The organism is Streptomyces yongxingensis (assembly GCF_055597465.1).
Genome location: NZ_CM145717.1, coordinates 5632744 through 5653062 on the forward strand (window position 1 = coordinate 5632744; position 20319 = coordinate 5653062).

16 protein-coding genes are annotated in these 20319 nt (G+C 72.0%); 4 read left to right on the plus strand and 12 right to left on the minus strand.

All coding sequences use genetic code 11. The features are described from left to right. Positions 1 to 161: 161 nt before the first annotated feature. Positions 162 to 1976 carry an NHL domain-containing thioredoxin family protein gene (locus ACZ6TD_RS24165; RefSeq protein WP_471357472.1) on the minus strand — a complete coding sequence of 605 codons (1815 nt, stop codon included), beginning with the start codon at positions 1974 to 1976 and terminating at the stop codon, positions 162 to 164. A gap of 242 nt (positions 1977 to 2218) precedes the next feature. Between ACZ6TD_RS24165 and ACZ6TD_RS24170 the strand changes: the two genes are divergently transcribed. Next, the gene (locus tag ACZ6TD_RS24170; RefSeq protein ID WP_471357475.1) at positions 2219 to 3043 is read left to right on the plus strand and encodes a maleylpyruvate isomerase family mycothiol-dependent enzyme; all 825 of its coding nucleotides are present in this window, start codon (positions 2219 to 2221) and stop codon (positions 3041 to 3043) included. Between the two features lie 27 nt (positions 3044 to 3070). Here ACZ6TD_RS24170 and ACZ6TD_RS24175 read toward each other — a convergent pair whose 3' ends face one another. From ACZ6TD_RS24175 to pdhA, 5 genes are all read right to left on the minus strand, one after another. Then, positions 3071 to 4366, minus strand: coding sequence for an MFS transporter (locus ACZ6TD_RS24175; RefSeq protein ID WP_471357478.1), 1296 nt, complete (start codon positions 4364 to 4366; stop codon positions 3071 to 3073). Further along, complete coding sequence (locus tag ACZ6TD_RS24180) at positions 4363 to 5022, minus strand: GntR family transcriptional regulator (protein WP_137978747.1); 660 nt, start codon at positions 5020 to 5022, stop codon at positions 4363 to 4365. Before ACZ6TD_RS24180 ends, ACZ6TD_RS24175 begins: the two co-directional genes overlap by 4 nt. Before the next feature lie 122 nt (positions 5023 to 5144). Beyond that, entirely contained in the window at positions 5145 to 6590 is a 1446-nt protein-coding gene (locus ACZ6TD_RS24185) for a dihydrolipoamide acetyltransferase family protein (protein ID WP_471357481.1), read from the minus strand. Positions 6591 to 6612: 22 nt separating this feature from the next. After that, on the minus strand, positions 6613 to 7593 hold the full coding sequence (locus ACZ6TD_RS24190) for an alpha-ketoacid dehydrogenase subunit beta (RefSeq protein ID WP_471357483.1): 981 nt from the start codon (positions 7591 to 7593) through the stop codon (positions 6613 to 6615). Position 7594: 1 nt separating this feature from the next. After that, positions 7595 to 8761 carry a pyruvate dehydrogenase (acetyl-transferring) E1 component subunit alpha gene (gene pdhA, locus ACZ6TD_RS24195; protein ID WP_262701945.1) on the minus strand — a complete coding sequence of 389 codons (1167 nt, stop codon included), beginning with the start codon at positions 8759 to 8761 and terminating at the stop codon, positions 7595 to 7597. A 322-nt stretch (positions 8762 to 9083) separates the two neighbouring features. Between pdhA and ACZ6TD_RS24200 the strand changes: the two genes are divergently transcribed. Continuing rightward, the gene (locus ACZ6TD_RS24200) at positions 9084 to 9752 is read left to right on the plus strand and encodes a response regulator (protein ID WP_191069776.1); all 669 of its coding nucleotides are present in this window, start codon (positions 9084 to 9086) and stop codon (positions 9750 to 9752) included. 335 nt (positions 9753 to 10087) lie between these two features. Next, the gene (locus ACZ6TD_RS24205) at positions 10088 to 11128 is read left to right on the plus strand and encodes a phosphotransferase (RefSeq protein ID WP_471357486.1); all 1041 of its coding nucleotides are present in this window, start codon (positions 10088 to 10090) and stop codon (positions 11126 to 11128) included. A gap of 188 nt (positions 11129 to 11316) precedes the next feature. Here the strand turns inward: ACZ6TD_RS24205 and ACZ6TD_RS24210 are convergent, their stop codons facing one another. After that, positions 11317 to 12900, minus strand: coding sequence for a protein kinase domain-containing protein (locus ACZ6TD_RS24210; protein ID WP_471357489.1), 1584 nt, complete (start codon positions 12898 to 12900; stop codon positions 11317 to 11319). Between the two features lie 312 nt (positions 12901 to 13212). Here ACZ6TD_RS24210 and ACZ6TD_RS24215 point away from each other — a divergent pair, with 312 nt between their 5' ends. Continuing rightward, positions 13213 to 14877 (plus strand): Stk1 family PASTA domain-containing Ser/Thr kinase, encoded by a 1665-nt coding sequence (locus ACZ6TD_RS24215; protein ID WP_471357492.1) that lies wholly within the window; start codon positions 13213 to 13215, stop codon positions 14875 to 14877. A 147-nt stretch (positions 14878 to 15024) separates the two neighbouring features. On the opposite strand, the gene ACZ6TD_RS24220 is transcribed toward ACZ6TD_RS24215, so the two are convergent. The 5 genes from ACZ6TD_RS24220 to ACZ6TD_RS24240 all read right to left on the minus strand — a co-directional run bounded on the left by ACZ6TD_RS24220 (position 15025) and on the right by ACZ6TD_RS24240 (position 19918). Next, positions 15025 to 15594: a bacterial proteasome activator family protein gene (locus ACZ6TD_RS24220; protein WP_471357495.1), complete on the minus strand. Its 570-nt coding sequence runs from the start codon at positions 15592 to 15594 to the stop codon at positions 15025 to 15027. A 121-nt stretch (positions 15595 to 15715) separates the two neighbouring features. After that, positions 15716 to 16177 carry a hypothetical protein gene (locus tag ACZ6TD_RS24225; protein ID WP_471357498.1) on the minus strand — a complete coding sequence of 154 codons (462 nt, stop codon included), beginning with the start codon at positions 16175 to 16177 and terminating at the stop codon, positions 15716 to 15718. A gap of 225 nt (positions 16178 to 16402) precedes the next feature. Then, positions 16403 to 17380 (minus strand): NAD(P)H-quinone oxidoreductase, encoded by a 978-nt coding sequence (locus ACZ6TD_RS24230; RefSeq protein WP_471357501.1) that lies wholly within the window; start codon positions 17378 to 17380, stop codon positions 16403 to 16405. Between the two features lie 10 nt (positions 17381 to 17390). Then, a complete protein-coding gene (locus ACZ6TD_RS24235) occupies positions 17391 to 18446 on the minus strand; it encodes a potassium channel family protein (RefSeq protein ID WP_471357504.1) in 1056 nt (351 codons plus the stop codon). Then, positions 18443 to 19918 carry a molybdopterin molybdotransferase MoeA gene (locus ACZ6TD_RS24240; RefSeq protein WP_471358006.1) on the minus strand — a complete coding sequence of 492 codons (1476 nt, stop codon included), beginning with the start codon at positions 19916 to 19918 and terminating at the stop codon, positions 18443 to 18445. The genes ACZ6TD_RS24235 and ACZ6TD_RS24240 overlap by 4 nt, the downstream gene beginning before the upstream one ends. Positions 19919 to 20319 lie beyond the last annotated feature (401 nt).

Sequence of the window (20319 nt, forward strand, 5' to 3'; positions counted from 1 at the left end):
TGGTTCCGCGTCGCCAAGGACGGCGAGCGGATGTGAGTGCCGGGCATCCGGATCCGCCAGGACCAGGTGCAGTACTCCACGCTGCCCAACTGCCCCGGCTGACCCCTGGTCAGAACTCAGCCGGTCGGGGATCGGCCCGTCGTGTCCCGGCCCGTCAGGTTTCAGTCGTCCATCCCGGCGAGCACCAACGGCAGCCGGTTCGCGCCGCCCTCGGTGACCCGCACGGGGACGCCCCAGTCCTGCTGGTGCACATGGCAGGCCGGGTACTCGTTGGCCGGGTCGTCGTCACAGGAGGCGGCCATCGCCGAGACGTGCAGCACGCCCTCGGTCACGCCCGCCGTAAGGACGAGCTCACGGCTCAGATCCGTCCCCGCTCCGTCGCCCCCGGCCAGCAGCTCCGGCGGGGTGGAGCTGACCAGCAGCCGGGTGGAGGGGCCGTAGCGGGTGTCCAGCTTCTGCCCCTCCGGCGCCTGGAAGACCACGTCCAGCCGGAGCGTCCCCGGGGCGATGTCGGTCGCGGCGCGCTGGGTGCGGTGGGCCACCGCCTCGACCCTCACGGCCTCCTCAGGCAGCCGCAGCCGGGTCAGCCGGTGCCGGGCGGACTCCACCACGACGATGTCCCCGTCGGCCAGGACCGCGCCGGAGGGCTCGCGCAGATCCGTGGCGAGCGTGGAGACCTCGCCGGTGGCCGGGTCGTAGCGGCGCAGCGCGTGGTTGTAGGTGTCCGAGATCGCCACCGAGCCGTCGGGCAGCGCGGTGACGCCCAGCGGATGCTGGAGCAGCGCGGAAACGGCGGCGCCGTCCCGGTGGCCGAAGTCGAAGAGCCCGGTGCCGACGGCCGTACGGACCGTGAAGCCCTTACCGTCGCGCTCGACGTAGCGCACCGCCGACGTCTCGGAGTCCGCGATCCACAGCCGGTCCTCGGTGGCGGCGAGCCCGGAGGGCTGGGCGAACCACGCCTCCTCGGCCGGACCGTCGACCAGGCCCTCGTTGGTGGTCCCGGCGGCGGCCCGTACGGTCCCGGCCTCCGGGTCGTAGGTCCACAGCTGGTGGATGCCCGCCATGGCGATCCACAGCCGGCCGGCGAACCAGGCCACGTCCCAGGGGGAGGACAGGTCGACCTCGCGGGCGGGCCCCTCGGTGGGCGACCCCTGCCACCACTGGCGGCCGGTCCCGGCGAGCGTGGTGACCTCGCCGGTGGCCGGGTCGAAGCGGCGCAGCGCGTGGTTCACGGTGTCGGCGACGGCCACGGTGCCGTCGGGGAGCAGGGCGAGCCCCTGGGGCTCGCTGAAGCGCGCCCGCTCGCTCGTGCCGTCGGTAAGGCCGCGCTCGCCCGCGCCGATCCGCCGCACCACGCTCTCGCCGTCCGCCGCGAGCTCCACCAGTTGATGGCGGGTGGTGTCCGAGACGAGGAAGGTGCCGCCGGGCAGCAGCAGCGCCTTACCGGGGAAGCGCAGCTCGGTGGGGACCGGCTCCGGGGGCACATATGGACCGTCGCCGCGCCGCAGGGTGCCCTTGGCGGCGTGCTCGGCCTCCAGCTGCCCCACGAGGGTCTCCAGGGCGTGGGCATGGCCCTCGCCCGCGTGCTGGGCCACCACATAGCCCTCGGGGTCGATGACGACGAGGGTGGGCCAGGCCCGTACGGCGTATTGCTTCCAGGTGGCCAGCTCGGGGTCGTCCAGGACCGGGTGGTGCACCTCGTAGCGCTCGACCGCGTCCACGACCGCCTGGTGCTCGGCCTCGTGGACGAACTTCGGCGAGTGCACCCCGACGATCACCACGGTGTCGCGGTGCTTCTCCTCCAGCTCGCGAAGCTCGTCCAGGACATGCAGGCAGTTCACACAGCAGAACGTCCAGAAGTCGAGGATGACGATGCGTCCTCGCAGGTCGGTGAGGGTGAGGTCGGTAACGCCGGTGTTGAGCCAGCCGCCCCGGCCGATCAGCTCGGGGGCGCGGACGCGTGCACGTGAAGCCATGTCCCCATGAAACAGCAGTCCCGGTCGTGCCATTCCCCCGCCCCGGCGGCTTTCCACCGATGCGTACGGGTCTGTCCGGAGATAAGGCCGGGGCGGGCGCACACTACCATCGCGGGCAGGCCGCGAGCCGCCGATCCGGGCCTACGATCAGACCGGAAAGCACTGCCCGTGCGCTCGTGGGCAGCGTAACTTGAACGCACACACCAGCACCCAGCCCGCGCACCAACCGCCCGAGGGGTCCCGTGACCGTCCATCCCAGCCTTCAGACCTCCATCGACGCCTGGACCCACTCCATCGACGCGATATCGGAGTTGGTCAATCCGCTAGCGGAGAGCGAGTGGAACCGCGCCACCGAGTGCCCGGGATGGTCGGTACGGGACGTCGTCTCGCATGTGATCGGCCTCGAATGCGAGATGCTCGGCGATCCCCGCCCCATCCACACCCTGCCGCGCGACCTCTACCACGTCACCAACGAGCTGTCGCGGTACATGGAGGTCCAGGTCGACGTCCGGCGCTGCCACACCGCGCCCGAGATGACCTCCGAGCTGGAGTACACCGTCATCCGGCGGGGCCGCCAGCTGCGGAACGAGAAGCGCGATCCGGACGCCATGGTGCGCTGGCCCGGCGGCACCGAGGTGACGCTGGGGGAGGCCCTGACGCGGCGGGCCTTCGACATCTGGGTGCACGAACAGGATCTGCGCCGGGCCCTGAACAAGCCGGGCAACCTCGACTCGCCGGGCGCCACGATCACCCGTGACCTGCTGCTGTCGGGGCTGCCGAAGGTGGTCGCCAAGGACGCGGGCGCGGCGCCCCAGTCGGCCGTCGTCTTCGATGTGCACGGCCCGATGGAGTTCATGCGGACGGTAAGGGTCGACGCGGACGGCCGGGGCACCATCGACGGCAGCGTCTCGCTGGGGCCGACGGTGACCCTCGCCCTGGACTGGGAGACCTACGTCCGGCTGGCCTGTGGACGGGTGCGGCCCGAGGCGGTCTCGGAGCGGCTGAAGATCGAGGGCGACCAGCAGCTGGCGGAAGCGATCCTCCAGCACTTCGCGATCACTCCGTAGCGCTCCGGGGACCGGAGGGCCACGGCGTCACGCCGGTACGTGCACCGCCTCGACGCGGCTCGCGACCACGCGCTCGCGCTCCCGGCGGTGCGCCCGTCCGCGCAGCCGCAGGATCTGGGTGAGGCCGAGCGCCTGGAGCACGAACACCGAGGCGAACGCGATCCGGAAGTTCTCGCCGGTCAGGTCCAGCAGGACGCCGACGGCCAGCAGGGTGGTCATCGAGGCCGTGAAGCCGCCCATGTTGACGATTCCCGAGGCGGTGCCGATCCGCTCGGGCGGATTGGCGGGCCGGGCGAAGTCGAAGCCGATCATCGACGCGGGCCCGCAGGCGCCGAGCACCACGCACAGGACGATCAGCAGCCACATGGGCGCGTGGGCGGACGGCCAGAGCAGCACGGTGCCCCACAGCAGCGCGGTGGCGGCGACCGTGCCGAGGGCCAGCGGGGCGCGGGCGGCGTGGTGCCGGGCGATCACCTGGCCGTAGACCAGGCCGACCGCCATGTTGGACAGCACCACCAGGGTCAGCAGCTGACCCGCGGTCGCCCGGGACAGCCCCTCGGCCTCGACCAGGAACGGCATCCCCCACAGCAGCAGGAAGACCATCGCCGGGAACTGGGTGGTGAAGTGCACCCACATGCCGAGCCGGGTGCCGGGCTCGCGCCAGGCGTCCGCGATCTGCCGGCGGACGTAGTCGGCGCCCATGTGGGAGGCGGGCGCGGGCTCGAAGCCCTCCGGGTGGTCCTTGAGGAAGAACAGCACCAGGACGAAGACGGCCACCCCGCCGAGCGCGCTGCCCGCGAAGGTCGTGGTCCAGCCGGCGCTGTGCAGCGCCCGGGCGATCACCAGCGTGGAGACCAGGTTGCCCGCCATGCCGAAGAGCGCGGCGACCTGGGCGATCATCGGCCCCCGGCGGGCCGGGAACCAGCGCGAACCGAGCCGCAGCACGCTGATGAAGGTCATCGCGTCACCACAGCCGAGCAGCGCCCGGGAGACCAGCGCCATCGTGTACGAGTGGGAGAGCGCGAAGCCGAACTGCCCCAGGGTGAAGAGCACCACGCCGAGCATGAGCACCTTACGGGTGCCGAGACGGTCGACCATGAGCCCGACCGGTATCTGCATCCCGGCGTAGACCAGCACCTGGAGGATGGAGAAGGTCGACAGCGCCGAGGAGTTGATGTGGAAGCGCTCGGCGGCGTCGATACCGGCGACGCCGAGGCTGGTGCGAAAGGTGATGGCGACGAAGTAGACGGCGACGCCCAGGCCCCATACGGCGACGGCACGACGTCCGCCGGGTGGATCACCGGGCAACTGGGCCGAGGTCATCGCACCTCACCCCGGGCGAGGTTGTTCACCCAGCTGATGTGGCGCTGCACAAGACCGGACGCGAAACCGGCGTCCCCGGCGCGCAGGGCCTGGAGGATCTCCGTGTGCTCGGTGATGTTCTTGGCGATGCGGTCGGGCTCGGCGTGCATGGTGGCCACGCCCATCCGTAGCTGGCGGTCCCTCAACTGGTCGTACAGCTGCGCCAGGATGGCGTTTCCCGCCGCCCGGACGATCGCCGCGTGGAAGCAGCGGTCGGCGGCCGCGAAGGCGGCCAGGTCCCCGGCCGCGGCGTGCACCCTCTGCTCCTCCAGCAGCTCCTCGAGCCGGGCCAGGAGCTGTCCGCCCGCCGGGACGACCTTGGCGACCGCGTGCTGCTCCACCAGCAGCCGGGTCTCGACCACGTCCGCGATCTCCTGGGAGGAGACGGGCAGCACCAGGGCGCCCTTCTTCGGATAGAGCTTGAGCAGCCCCTCGGCCTCCAGGCGCAGCAGCGCCTCCCGGACGGGGGTGCGGGAGACTCCGACGGCGTCCGCGAGTTCACCCTCGCTCAGCAGTGTGCCGCCCTCGTAGCGGCGGTCGAGGACGGCTTGTTTGACGTGGTGGTAGACGCGTTCGGCGGCAGGGGGCGGCTTGGTGGCCGTATCGGCGGGACTCATGATGCGCACATCATAGATACAAGATGCATGCGCACTCATCCCCCGTCCGCGATGCGGACGGGGGATGGGCGCCTATTACGCTCGGGTGCCCCCGCTGTGGAGGCGAACCGAGCCTTAAAAAATCAAGTCCACGTAATGAGCCGCTTGGGGCGCTCCAGGACGGCCGCGACGTCCGCGAGCACCTTGGAGCCCAGTTCGCCGTCGACCAGCCGGTGGTCGAAGGAGAGCGCCAGCGTGGTCACCTGGCGCGGCTTGACCTCGCCCTTGTGGACCCACGGCTGGAGCTTGACCGCGCCGAAGGCGAGGATCGCGGACTCCCCGGGGTTGATGATCGGGGTGCCCGCGTCGATGCCGAAGACGCCGACGTTGGTGATGGTGATCGTGCCGCCGGACATCGCGGCCGGGGTGGTCTTGCCCTCACGGGCGGTGGTGACCAGCTCGCCCAGGGCGGACGCCAGCTCGGGCAGGGTCTTGTCGTGGGCGTCCTTGATGTTGGGGACGATCAGCCCGCGCGGCGTGGCCGCCGCGATGCCCAGATTGACGTAGTCCTTGTAGACGATCTCCTGGTTGTCCTCGTCCCAGGTGGCGTTGATGTCCGGGTTGCGCCGGATGGCCACCAGCAGGGCCTTGGCGACCAGCAGCAGCGGGTTGACCCGCAGCCCGGACAGCTCCGGGTCCTGCTTGAGGTCGGCCACGAGCTTCATCGTGCGGGTCACGTCGACCGTCACGAACTCGGTCACGTGCGGGGCGGTGAAGGCGCTGTGGACCATCGCCTGCGCGGTGGCCTTCCGTACGCCCTTCACGGGCACCCGGCGCTCCCGGCCCGCCACGGCCGTGACGGCCGCGGACGGGGCCGCCGCGGGCGTCTCCCGGGCCGTCTGGACGGCCTCGGCGGCCGCGTGGACGTCCTCGCGGGTGATGATCCCGTCCGCCCCGCTCGGGGTGACCGTCTCCAGGTCGATGCCCAGGTCCTTGGCCAGCTTGCGGACCGGCGGCTTGGCCAGCGGCCGCGCGGTCCGGCCGCTGCCGTTCAGCTCGGGCGAGGGCGAGGGCGCGGGCGCCGCCTCGGGGCGCGCGGGCGCGGGGGCGGGCGCCTGGGGCGCGGGCGCCCCGGCGGAGGGAGCGGGCGCGGACCGCTGGAGGCCCGGCAGGGGCCTGCGCGGACGGCGCTTGGTGGAGGCGGGCGCCGCCCCGTAGCCGACCAGATTGGCCTGGCGACCCTCCTTCTCCTCGGGCTCGGCGGCGGCCGGCTCCTCGGTGGCGGGGGCCTCCGCGGCGGGAGCGGCCTGGGGCGCCGCCTCCCCCGCCCCGGGGTTGGTGTCCACCGAGATGATCGGCGTGCCCACGTCCACGGTGGTGCCCTCGTCGAAGCGCAGCTCGTGCACCACGCCGTCGAAGGGGATGGGCAGCTCGACGGCGGCCTTGGCGGTCTCGACCTCGCACACCACCTGGCCGTCGGTCACGGTGTCACCCGGCGCCACGAACCACTTGAGGATCTCGGCCTCGGTCAGCCCCTCGCCCACATCGGGCATCTTGAACTCACGGAAGCGCTGTTCGACTGCGGTCATCGTCACGATCTCCTCAAGCCCTTCAGTACGCCAACGCGCGGTCTACGGCGTCGAGCACCCGGTCCAGCCCCGGAAGGTACTCGTCCTCGAGCCGTGACGGCGGGTACGGCGAGTGGAAGCCGCCGACCCGCAGCACCGGGGCCTGGAGGTGATAGAAGCACCTCTCGGTGATGCGCGCGGCGATCTCCGATCCGGTGCCCAGGAATACCGGTGCCTCGTGGACGACGACCAGCCGCCCCGTCCGCTCCACGGACCGCTGGATGGTGTCGAAGTCGATCGGCGACATCGACCGCAGATCCATGACCTCGATCGACTTGCCCTCCTCGGCAGCGGCCGCGGCGGCGTCCAGGGCGACCTTCACCATCGGGCCGTAGGCCGCGAGCGTCAGGTCCGTCCCCGGCCGCACCACCCGGGCGGCGTGCAGCGGGCCGGGGATCGCGGCGGTGTCGACCTCGGACTTGTCGTGGTAGCGGCGCTTGGGCTCGAAGTAGATCACCGGGTCATCGCTGTCGATGGCCTGCTGGAGCATCCAGTAGGCGTCGGAGGCGTTGGCCGGCGAGACCACCTTCAGCCCCGCCACATGCGCGAACAGCGCCTCCGGCGACTCGCTGTGGTGCTCCACCGCGCCGATGCCGCCGCCGTACGGAATGCGGACGACGACCGGCAGCTTGACCTTGCCGAGCGAGCGTGCGTGCATCTTGGCGAGCTGGGTGACGATCTGGTCGTAGGCGGGGAAGACGAAACCGTCGAACTGGATCTCCACCACCGGGCGGTAGCCGCGCAGCGCGAGCCCGATCGCGGTGCCCACGATGCCGGACTCGGCGAGCGGGGTGTCGATGACCCGGTCCTCGCCGAAGTCCTTCTGGAGCCCGTCGGTGACGCGGAAGACGCCCCCCAGCTTGCCGACGTCCTCGCCCATGATCAGGACCTTGGGGTCGGTCTCGAGGGCCGTCCGCAGGGACGCGTTGATCGCCTTGGAGAGCGACATCTTCTCGGCGGCCATGTCAGATGCCTTCCTCAGCGGTGACGAACGAAGCCTGGTACTCGGCGAACTGCGCCCGCTCCTCGTCGACGAGCGCGTGCCCGTCGGCGTAGATGTGCTCGAACATCGCCATGTCCTCGGGGTCGGGCATGGCCCGTACGGCGTCCCGAACCCGCTTGGCCAGCGCGTCGCTCTCCCGCTCGAGGTCGGCGAAGTACGCGTCGTCGGCCAGGCCCTCGCGGGTCAGCAGGGTGCGCAGCCGCAGGATCGGGTCCTTGGTCTCCCACAGCTCCCGCTCCTCGGGCGAGCGGTAGCGCGTGGGGTCGTCGGAGGTGGTGTGGGCGCCCATGCGGTAGGTGAACGCCTCGATGAGCATCGGGCCCTGCCCGGTGCGCGCCCGCTCCAGCGCGGCCTTGGTGACGGCCAGACAGGCGAGCACGTCATTGCCGTCCACCCGCACCCCGGGGAAGCCGAAGCCCTGGGCGCGCTGGTAGAGCGGCACCCGGGTCTGCTTCTCGGTGGGCTCGGAGATGGCCCACTGGTTGTTCTGGCAGAAGAAGACGACCGGGGCGTTGTAGACCGCGGAGAAGGTGAACGATTCGGCGACATCGCCCTGGCTGGAGGCGCCGTCGCCGAAGTAGGCCAGGACCGCGGCGTCCGCGCCGTCCTTGGCCACGCCCATCGCGTAGCCGGTCGCGTGCAGCGTCTGCGAGCCGATCACGATGGTGTACAGGTGGAAGTTGTTGCTGTTCGGGTCCCAGCCGCCGTGGTTCACCCCACGGAACATCCCCAGCAGATTGGTCGGGTCGACGCCCCGGCACCAGGCCACTCCGTGCTCGCGGTAGGTGGGGAAGACGTAGTCGGCGTCGTTCAGCGCCCGGCCGGAGCCGATCTGCGCCGCCTCCTGGCCGAGCAGCGAGGCCCACAGGCCCAGTTCGCCCTGGCGCTGCAGGGTGGTGGCCTCGGCGTCGAACCGCCGTGTCAGCACCATGTCCCGGTACAGACCGCGCAGCTCCTCCGGGGTGGGGTCGATGGCGTACTCGGGGTGCTCGACACGCTCGCCCTCGGGGGTCAGCAGCTGTACGAGTTCGGTCTGGCCCGCAGGCTGCTTCTTGGTGTCCCGCGCGGTGGTGCTGCGCTTGGCTCCGCTGCGGCGCGGCTTGCGCGCGGCAGTGCTCTCCACGGTCACGTGTGCTCCTCCGTCTGTCCGGCCTCCGGGATCCGCCGGCGGCCAGTTGCGGCTCGCCCGTTACGCCACGGCGCACGGGGTGGGTGCGCCGGAGCATGACCGGGCGTGACAGGTTCCCGGCGGCTGGCCCTGCACAAGGCACGTTACCCAGTGCGTCGCATGTCTGCGAAACCCCACCTGACCTGCAATTTTGCTTGGATTTCCAAGTAAATCGCGCGGGTGGGGAAACATCCACTGGTCACAGCCCCGCAGGCCGCCGGACAAGCGCACGGTATCCCGCTGGACAACGACGCGGGAAGACTTCGTGTGTGAGACTGGATCCGTGCGCGAAGAAGGAAAAATAGGTATTTTCCTGGTCGACGACCATGAAGTCGTCCGACGCGGCGTACGAGACCTGCTCGCGGGCGAGCCGGACATGGAGGTGGTCGGCGAGGCGGGCACCGCGGCCGACGCGCTGGCCCGCATCCCCGCCGCCCGCCCGGACGTCGCCGTCCTGGACATCCGGCTGCCCGACCGCAGCGGGGTCGAGGTCTGCCGGGAGATCCGCGCCCGGGACGAGAGCGTCCGCTGCATGATGCTCACCTCCTTCGCCGACGACGAGGCGCTCTTCGACGCCATCATCGCGGGCGCCTCCGGCTACGTCCTCAAGGACATCCGCGGCGACGAACTGCTCTCCGCCGTCCGGGACGTGGCCGCGGGCCGGTCGCTGCTCGACCCGGTGGCCACCGCCCGGGTGCTGGAGCGGCTGCGCGGCCAGACGGCCGCCAAACCGGACGACCAGCTCGCCGCCCTCACCGAGCAGGAGCGCCGGATCCTGCTGCTGATCGGGGAGGGGCTCACCAATCGCGCGATCGGCGAGCGGCTGCATCTCGCCGAGAAGACGATCAAGAACTATGTCTCCAGCCTGCTCTCCAAGCTGGGCATGGAGCGCCGCTCCCAGGCGGCGGCGTACGTCGCCCGAATGCAGGCGACGCAGGCGCAGAAGCGCTAGGGGGCGGCGAGGGACCGGAGCGCTGCCCCGGGGCGGGGCGACGCGGGCCGATACGCCCCGGCCCTGGGCGTGGGCGCAGGACTTCCTCGACATCGATAGGCGGCTCCGCCGCACGGCAAGGGCACCGCCCCTGGATCCCGGGGTCTGGGGCGGAGCCCCAGTTGTGGGAAGGGGCGGGAGGGGAACAGCCCGCCGCAGGCGTACGCGTACCGTCGGACACCCCCAGCCTTGACGCCGGGCCGGGCCCGGCCCGGTCAACCAGCCGTACACCGGGGTGCCGTGCCCCCGTCTTCGCGGGCCGTGGCGGTGATGTCCGGTGATCTAACATCTGGCAGGTGCCGCGCTCACATGTACACTCCGCCGAGGCCGCTCCCGACGGGGAAACCCTGAGCGCCCTGCTCCGCCGCTATGACACCGCCGGTGAGGCCGTCTCCTGCGAACCGCTCACCCAGGGGCTGCTCAACCGGGGCTACCGCCTCGCCACCACCCGTGGCCGGTTCTTCCTCAAACACCACCTCGACGGCGACCGCACCGCCATCGCCCGCCAGCACCGGGTCACCCAGCGGCTGGAGGCGCTCGGGGTGCCCGTCGCCCCGCCGGTCCCGGACGCCGACGGCCGTACGGTCGCCGTCATCGGCGGCCGCTGCTACGCGTTACACCCCTGGATCGACGGGCGGCACCGCGACGGCGGCGAGCTGACCGCCCCGCAGTGCTGGCGGCTGGGCGGGCTGCTCGGGCTCGTCCACACCTGTCTGGAGCGCGTCATGCGGGCCCGTACGGGCGACCGCAGGCCGCCCGTGGAGGCCGCCGCCGACCCCGAGGACACCTTCGCCGTCATCGACGAGCTGCTCACGCTGATCCGGGGGCGCCGGAACCGCGACACCTTCGACGAACTCGCCGAGCACCGGCTGGTCGAGCGGCGGACGCTGGTGGAGCGGCACGCCCACCGCCGCCCCGAGGCGGACGCCGTCCCGGTCGCCGGCTGGGTGCACGGCGACTTCCACCCGCTGAACCTGCTCTACCGCGACACGGAACCGGCCGCCATCGTCGACTGGGACCGGCTCGGGGTGCAGCCGCGCGCCGAGGAGGCGGTCCGCGCCGCCGCGATCTTCTTCGTACGGCCCGGCGGCACCCTGGAGCTCACCAAGGTGCGGTCCTACGCGCGGGCGTACCGCTGCGCGGCGGGGGCCGGGACCTCCGAGATGGCCGCGGCCGTGCACCGGGTGTGGTGGGAGCGGCTCAACGACTTCTGGATGCTGCGCTGGCGCTACCAGCGCGGGGACCGGCGCGCCGATCCGCAGTTCCCGGCGGCCGCCGCGCTGGTGGTGTGGTGGACCCGGGAGTACGACGCGGTCCGCGACGCCTTCTGCGGGTGACGGGAGCGCCTTCCGCGGCCGGGGAGGCGTTCCCGCGGCGGCCGGAGCGGGCGTTCCCGCGGCGGCCGGAGCGGGCGTTCCTACGGCGGCCGGAGCGGGCGTTCCTACGGCTGAAGGGCCGCCTTCCGCTGGGAAGGGGCCCTTCTTACGGCTGAGGCCGAGGGGGCGCCGTGGGGCGCCCCAGGCCGTCAGGGGGTGCCGGCGCCACCGTCCGTGGCGCCCGCCGTGCCGCCGGTGGGCTCGGTGGTGCCCGGGTCCGTCTCCGGGTCCGTCGTCGGGGTGGTCTCCTCGCCGCCGCCCGGGGTGGTCTCCTCGCCGGTCGGCTCGCCGGTGCCCGGGTCCGTCTCCGGACCGGTCGGCTGGTCCGTGGGGTTGTCCTGGTACGTCGGCGTCGGGTTCGCGGTCGGGGTGTAGTCGCTGCCCGTGCCCCCCGAGGTGTTCCCGTCGTCGCTCGGGACCGTCTCGTCGCTCGAGTCGTCGCTCGGCTTGTCGGTCGGCTTCTCCGTCTTCTCCTGGGTGACCGACGGCTGGTGCTTGCTCGGCTGCTTCCCGCCGTCCTTGTCGCCCATCTGGAGGGCGAAGGCGACCCCCGCCGCGACCGCGATCACCGCGAGCACCGCGATCAGCCACATCCTGCCGCGGCCCTTACCGCGGCCGGAACCGCCGTGGTAGCCGCCGCCCCCGCCGCCGGGGCCGGTGACGATCGGCTGCTGGGAGGTCTCGCCGTGGCCCGGGTGCGGCAGCGCGGTGGTGGCCCCGACGCCGGGCATGCCCATGGCGGGGGTGGCGGCGCCCAGGTGCTGGGTGACCGGGCCGGTGTTCCACATGCCGGTGTGGCCGCCGGCCTCGTGGAGCATCTGCAGCGCGTACTGGACCAGCCCGCGCATCTCCTCGGCGCTCTGGAACCGGTCGTCCGGGTCCTTGGCGAGGGAGCGCATGACCAGGCCGTCCAGCTCCGGCGGCACGGTGCCGGAGGTCTCCGACGGGGGCACCGGGGTGTCCTGGACGTGCTGGTACACCACCGACAGCGGGGTCTCCCCGGTGAACGGCGGGCGGAGCGCCAGCAGCTCGTAGAGCAGGCAGCCGGTGGCGTAGAGGTCGGAGCGGTGGTCCACGGCCTTGCCGAGGGCCTGCTCCGGCGAGAGGTACTGCGGTGTGCCCATGACCATGCCGGTCTGGGTCATCGTGGACTGCGCGCCGTGCAGGGCGCGGGCGATGCCGAAGTCCATGACCTTGACCGCGCCGCTGTTGGTGATGATCACGTTGGCGGGCTTGATGTCACGGTGCACGATGCCGTGCTGATGGCTGTAGGCGAGCGCCTCCAGCACCCCGGAGACGATGATCAGTGCCTGGTCCGGCGGCGGGGCCTCGGCGTTGAGCAGCAGATCGCGGATGGTCCGGCCCTCGACCAGCTCCATGACGATGTACGGCACGGTGTTCTGGCCGACGGTGTCCTCGCCGGAGTCGTAGACCGCCACCACGGCGTGGTGGTTCAGCCCGGCCACGGACTGTGCCTCGCGGGTGAAGCGGGCCTTGGACACCGGGTCCTCGGCCAGATCGGCGCGGAGCAGCTTCACCGCGACCGTACGGCCGAGCCGGAGGTCCTCGGCGGCGAACACCTCCGCCATACCGCCGCGGCCGAGTCGGCTGGTAAGCCGATATCGACCATCGCCGACAAGTCCTCCGTTGCCCCACACCTCGGGCGTATCCGGCATTCCGGACCCACTGGCGTCAGGTTCGGAGGGCCCATGGGCGCCCTGGGTCTGTGCCATCGGTCCTCGCCGTCTCGTTCTCGGTGGGGGTCGGGTCGAGATCGCCCCGCCCACGGGCGGTACGGTTCCCGCTAGGCACGCTACAGCCTTCGCGCCGTGTATCGGTTGGTGATGGACCGGCCATCAAACCTGTTGACGGTGAAGCGATGCAAATCGCGTGACGGGTTCTTGCGCATCCGGTCACGGAACGGGCAACGCGGCTTGACGTGTCCGTGGCCTGGGGCAGACTTGGCCACGATATCCAGAACATCAAGATCAATGCGTCGAAACGTGCGCGTCAGAGTAGTGAGTGCGCCAAGGGGGAAGTACGAAATGAGCCAGTACGGCGCATCGGGCAGGTATCAAGGCCACTCTCTGGCGAACGGCCGGTATCAGCTGCGTGACCTGTTGGGCGAGGGCGGCATGGCCTCCGTCCACCTGGCCTATGACACCGTGCTGGACCGCCAGGTCGCGATCAAGACGCTCCACACCGAGCTGGGACGCGAGCAGTCCTTCCGCGAGCGGTTCCGCCGCGAGGCCCAGGCGGTGGCGAAACTCACGCACACCAATATCGTCTCGGTCTTCGACACCGGCGAGGACTCCATCGACGGCTCGCTGATGCCGTACATCGTCATGGAGTACGTCGAGGGTCAGCCGCTGCGCTCGGTTCTGGACGGCGATGTCCGGCAATACGGCGCGATGCCGACCGAAAAAGCACTGAAGATCACCAGCGATGTGCTGGCGGCGCTGGAAATCAGCCATGAGATGGGGCTGGTCCACCGCGACATCAAGCCGGGTAACGTGATGATGACCAAGCGTAATGTGGTCAAAGTCATGGACTTCGGCATCGCCCGCGCCATGCAGTCCGGGGTCACCTCCATGACCCAGACCGGCATGGTCGTCGGCACTCCGCAGTACCTCTCCCCCGAGCAGGCGCTGGGCCGCGGCGTGGACGCCCGCAGCGACCTGTACTCGGTCGGCATCATGCTCTTCGAGCTGCTGACCGGCCGGCTGCCCTTCGACGCGGACTCGCCGCTGGCCATCGCGTACGCGCACGTCCAGGAGGAGCCGGTCACGCCCTCCTCGATCAACCAGTCCATTCCCCCGGCGGTGGACGCGCTGGTGGCCCGCGCCCTGAAGAAGAACCCGAACGAGCGCTTCCCGACCGCCGAGGCCATGCGCGACGAATGCGCGCGAGTCGCCCGCACCGGGCAGACCGGTGCCTCCCCGATCATCATCAGCGGCGGCCCCCCGGCCCGCAGCGGTGCCGGTGTCGGCTCGGCGGTCTTCCCGCCGGTCGACCAGCAGACGCCCGCGCCCGGCCCCGGCAGCGTCCAGACGCCGTACCAGCCGCAGCACTCCCCCGGGCAGTTCGGCGCCTTCGGCCCGTCCACCCCGCCGCCCCCGGCCGCCCAGGCGCCGTCCACGGCCCCGCTGGGGCAGCCGGGCTACCAGACCCCGACGCCGTCGTACCAGGGCCCCAGCACCCCGCCGCCGTACAACATCTCGCCCTCGACGCCGTCCGGAAGCGGCGGTGGCAGCGGCAACAAGCGCGTGATCATAGGCTCGGCCGTCGTCGCGGCGATCGCCGTCATCGCCGTGGTCCTGGTCATCGCGCTCAGTGGCGACGGCGACGGCTCCAAGGACGAGAGCAAGGGGGGCGGTGGCGGCAAGTCGGCGTCGCCGTCGGCCTCCGACACCGCCGCGGGCTTCCGCATGGGCGACAAGACCAAGACCATCGACGCGAAGAAGTGCACCGACGCGTACGAGAACACCGACGAGAAGGGCACGTACTCGGTGCCCGACTTCCAGAACCTCTACATCGACTCGGTGAAGAAGTGCATCCGCGCGGCGGGCTGGAAGTACCGCGTGGTGCCCCAGGACGAGAATCTGTGGGGCAAGGGCACCGTCCTCAATTACACGTACCGGAACTACGAGCCGTACAACCCCAAGACGGACACCATCGAGCTGACCGTCTCCACCGGCAACCCGGAGTAGGGGCGGCTCCCACCCCGCTTCCGGCGTGACGACGCCGCGGGCCTCATCGGAAGGTGAGGCCCGCGGCGTCGTTTCGTTGTGTCCGGTGCCTGTCCGGGTCGCGTCCGGGTCGCGTCCGGCGCGTGGCTCGGAGGGCGGCTCAGCGGCTCAGAGGTACGGCCCCGAGCGGGCGCCGCCCGGCTTGGGCGCGGCCTCGTCCTCCTCGCCCCCGCCGATACCCGGCGGCAGCGCCCGGCGCATCTGCTCCAGTTGGGCGCGCGCCGCCATCTGCTGGGCGAACAGGGTGGTCTGGATGCCGTGGAACAGCCCCTCCAGCCAGCCGACCAACTGAGCCTGGGCGATGCGCAGTTCCGCCTCGGTGGGCACCGCCTCGTCCGTGAAGGGCAGCGACAGCCGCTCCAGCTCCCCGATCAGCTCGGGGGCCAGCCCGTCCTCCAGCTCCTTCACCGAGCTGGAGTGGATCTCCTTGAGCCGGACCCGGCTGGCCTCGTCGAGAGGTGCGGCGCGGACCTCCTCCAGAAGCTGCTTGATCATGCTGCCGATCCGCATGACCTTCGCCGGCTGTTCGACCATGTCCGTCACGGGAACCTCGCGCGACTCGTCGTCACCACTGCCCTCGCCAGAAGCAGGAGTGACGCCGCCGAGTGCCATGCCGTCCGGACCGACGACCAGGACGTGCGGGCTCTCCTGCGCTCGTTCGTTCATCGGCTGGTTCATACCCCTATTGTTCCGCACCGGCACCCGGTACGACGGGCGAGGGTCGAGGATTCGGCGCCGATCACCGGCGACGGCTGTCAGCGGCGGGCATCGGATCAGTGGTGGTGATCAATGGCGGTGATCAGCGGCGGCGCAGCCGCAGGCCGAAGAACGCCAGGCCGAGGCCGAGACCGGTGAGCGCGAGACCGGTGCCCAGCGGCAGCACCCGCATCGCCCGCCCGCTGGGCTCGGCGGCGGTCCGCTGAGCACCGTAAGGCTGTCCGGACGGGAGTGATTCGCGCGCCTGGTGCCGGTCCGGCCGCTGCGGGACGGGGAGGGAGGAGGGCGTCCACTCGGGCACCACCGAGAACCGCCCGGTTCCCTCGTCGTCCCCCGGGTCGGCCGTGGGGTCCTCGTCCGGCGACGAGGGGGTCGGCGTCCCGGCGCGGCCGGGGTGCGCACGGCCCTCGCCCGCGCGGGTGCCCGCCAGCCCGCCGCCGCCGTCGTCGGCGGGGGCGGCGGCGGACGCGGCGGGGGCCGCGGCCAGGGCGGTGCCCGCCAGCAGGGCCGCCGCGGGGAGTGTGCGAAGCGTCGCAGGGTTCACGGTGGTCACCCTCCCGTGCCGAACCGTCGCGGTAACGGGATCAGCGTCACATGGGGGGAGGTGCCGGGCATCCTGAACGCCGCCGTAAGGAACGCGGTACGACCGTAAGGGCCGCGGCATCCGCCGTAAGGGCCGTGGCAGCGCCGTAAGGGCCGTGTCGCGACCATGCGGACCGCGGCGCCGCCGTAAGGCTCGCGGCGGCGCCGCCGTACGGGCCCGCGGCGCTCAGGTCGTCAGCAGGATCTTGCCCACATGCGTGCTGGACTCCAGCAGCCGGTGGGCCTCCGGGGCCTCCCGCATCGGGACGGTGCTGTGGACGATCGGGCGGACCCGGCCGCCCCCGATCAGCGGCCAGACATGCTCCCGTACCGCCGCGATGATCGCCGACTTCTGCGCCAGCGAGCGGCCCCGCAGCCCGGTGGCCGTCACGGCGGCGCTCTTGGACAGCAGGGTGGCCAGGTTCAGCTCGGCCTTCACCCCGCCCTGGAGCCCGATGATCGCCAGCCGACCGTTGACGGCGAGCGTCTCCAGATTCCGGGCGAGGTACTTCGCGCCGAGGATGTCCAGGATGACGTCCGCGCCCGCGCCGTCGGTGGCCCGGCGGATCTCCTCGACGAAGTCCTGCTCGCGGTAGTCGATCAGGATGTCGGCGCCGAGCTCCTGGCAGGCGGCCAGCTTCTCCGGGCCGCCCGCGGTCACCGCGACCCGCGCCCCGACCGCCTTCGCGAGCTGGATCGCCATGGTGCCGATGCCGCTCGATCCGCCGTGCGCCAACAGCGTCTCGCCCGGCCGGAGATGGGAGATCATGAAGACGTTGGACCAGACGGTGGCGGTCACTTCGGGCAGCGCGGCGGCCGTGACCAGGTCCACGCCCTCGGGAAGGGGCAGCAGCTGGCCCGAGGGAACCGCCACCTTCTCGGCGTATCCACCGCCCGCGAGCAGGGCGCACACCTCGTCGCCCACCGACCAGCCGGTGACGCCGGGACCGAGCGCCGAGATCCGGCCCGAGCACTCCAGACCGACGTAGGGCGAGGCTCCGGGCGGCGGCGGATAGTGGCCCTGGCGCTGGAGCACATCCGCGCGGTTGACACCGGCGGCCGCCACGTCGACCAGGACCTCGCCCTCACCGGGCACGGGATCGGGGACCTCCGCCCATACCAGCGCTTCGGGGCCACCGGGTTCGGGAATCGTGATCGCATGCATGGCCGCGAGGCTACTCCTGGACCATCGGCGCGCGAACGATCGTGATCAAGCGGTCGGCCGCCTGCAGCGGGCTGGCGTCGGGGTCGTCGTACGCGAGGAGGCGATGGCCGCGCAGCACGGACACCACGAGGTCCTCCGTGTCCCGCACCGACTTGCCCACCTCCGCCTTCACCACCGTGCGCTCCACCAGGTCCAGGCCCGTGCCCTGCTGGATCAGGTCCTCGATCACCGCTCCGGCCGTCGGGCTCTGCACGCTCATGCCGAGCAGGCGGCCCGCCGCGCTGGCGCTGGTGATCACCGCGTCGGCCCCGGACTGGCGCAGCAGCGGCGCGTTCTCCTCCTCGCGCACCGCCGCCACGATGTTGGCGCCCCGGTTGAGCTGCCGGGCCGTCAGCGTGACCAGGACGGCGGTGTCATCGCGCTGGGTGGCGATCACGAACTGGCGGGCGCGCTGCGCCTCCGCCCGCAACAGCACATCGCTGCGGGTCGCGTCGCCGACCACCCCCGCGAACCCCTCGGCGTTCGCCGCCTCGATCACCTTGTGGTTGGGGTCGACCACGACCACCCGGTTCTTGGGCAGGCCCGTCGCGCAAAGGGTCTGCACCGCGGACCGCCCCTTCGTACCGAAGCCGACGACAACGGTGTGATCACGCAACGCTGACCTCCAGCGGTTCAGGCGGTACTGCTCGCGGGTGCGTTCGGCCAGGACTTCCAGGGTGGTGCCGACCAGGATGATCAGAAACAGCACGCGCAGCGGCGTGACCAGCAGGATGTTACTGAGCCGCGCGCTGTCGCTGTACGGCACGATGTCGCCGTATCCGGTCGTGGAAAGCGTGACGGTCGAGTAGTAGACGGAGTCGAGGAAGTCAACCCGCTCGTCGGAGTTGTCGTGGTAGCCGGCGCGGTCGACGTACACGATGACCACCGTCAGCACCAGCACCAGCAGCGCCAGCAGCAGCCGCCGGACGACCTGGCGCAGCGGGCCCGCGGGGAAGTGGGGCAGGTGGACGCGGTGGCCGCCGTCCCCCGGGGTGCGGGCGGCCGCGTCATGGCTGGGCAGCTTCACGCCGGGCCCTCCTGGGGGGATATGTCCTCGCCGTCGGCCGCCCGGCCCGTGCCTTGGCGCGCTTGGTCCGTGCGTTGGCGCGCTTGGTCCGTGTGGCTCGGTTGCTCCGTCGCGCTCGCCGACCACGGGAGATCCAGTACGTCGACCTCCACGCCGCGCTTCGCCCCGCCGGGCGGAATCACGGCGAGGCCGTCGGCCACCGCGATGCCGCGCAGCATCGCCGGGCCGTTGAAGCGCAGCGGCACGGCTGTGTCCTGCCGGAAGGTCACGGGGACCAGCCGGGTGTCCCGCGGATGCCCCTGCACGGCCTCGGCCAGCGGGGCCGGTCCGGGGTCGGGGGCCGGGCGGCCCGTCAGCGTCCGCAGCAGCGGCTCCGCGAGGGTCAGCAGACCGGAGACCGCCGCGAGCGGATTGCCGGGGAGCCCCACCAGATGCCGGGCGGGGCGGGATGGGCGTTCGGGGGTTTCGGCGGTTTTGGGGTTTTTGCGGGTTTCGACGCCTTCGGAGTCTCCGGGGTTCCCGGGCTTTCCGGGGTTCCCGGGCTTTCCAGGGTTCCCGGGGTTCCCGGGGTTTTCGCGGGCGAGGCGGGCCAGCAGCATCGGGTGGCCGGGGCGCACCGCCACCCCGTCCACCAGCAGTTCGGCGCCCAAACGGCGCAGGGTGGGGTGGACGTGGTCCACGGGGCCCGCGGCCGTGCCCCCGGTCGTCACGACGACGTCGGCGGACGACTCGGCCACCGCCGCGTACACCGCGTCCGCCTCGTCGGCCAGCCGCCGGGTGCCCACGACCTCGGCGCCGAGCGCCCGCAGCCACGGCCCGACCATCGGCCCCAGCGCGTCCCGGATCCGGCCGTCGTGCGGCAGCCCCTCGGTGAGCAGCTCGTCGCCGAGGACCAGCACCTCGACGCGCGGCCTGCGCACCGTCGGCAGCTCGTCGTACCCGGCAGCGGCGGCCAGGCCCAGGACGGCGGGGGTGACCAGGGTCCCGGCGGGGAGCAGCTGATCGCCGCTGCGGCACTCCTGGCCGCGGGTGCGGATGTCCTGGCCGAGGACGACGGGGTGGGCGGCGGACGCGTGCAGCCAGCCGTCGCCCGCGTCGGTGCCGTACTCGCTGCGCAGTACGGCGGTGGCGCCGGGCGGGACGCGGGCGCCGGTGGCGATGCGCACCGCGTGGCCGTCGGGGAGGGGGGCCGTCTCGCCGTGTCCGGCGAGGATGCCGGGGTGGTCCTGGCCCTTCGTGCCGGTTGGCAGCCGCCAGGGGCCGGGGCCCGAGAGCGCCCAGCCGTCCATCGCGGAGGTGTCGAAGGGCGGCAGATCGGTGAGCGCGGCGAGCGGCGCGGCCAGGACCTGGCCGAGCGCCTCGGACAGCGGCCGCATCACCGGGGCGGCGTGGGCGGCCTCCTTGACGGCGGCGCGGGCGGCGATGGCGCGGGCGTCGGGCCAGGAGGTGGGGCTGCGGTGCGGTGGGTTCATGGAGGGATGCGGGTGGGGCGTGGACGTGCCGGGGGTGCGTTTCGGGTGCGGGGCCGGGGCCTGACGGGCGGGGGCCCTGGACCGCGTGCCTTTGCTGCCAGTGCCCTCCGACATCGGACTACCCGAAGATCGGCTCCTCGAATACACCTCTGGCCTTCGGCGTACGTGACCCTGGGCGTCCAGGACCGCCGCGGGCTCTGCCGCCGTCTCCCGTGCCAGGTCGAGCGCGGTCTCGACCCAGTCCGTCCGGGTCGGGTCACCGGTGTCGCTGATGTCGCCCGTATCGCCGGTGCCGTCGGCGTCGCCGGGGCTTCGCTCCCGGGCGGGTTGGGCCGGGCGGCCATTGGCCAGGCTGAGGGCGGCGTCGGCCCAGTCCTCTCCCGTTTCCGTTCCGAGCGGCT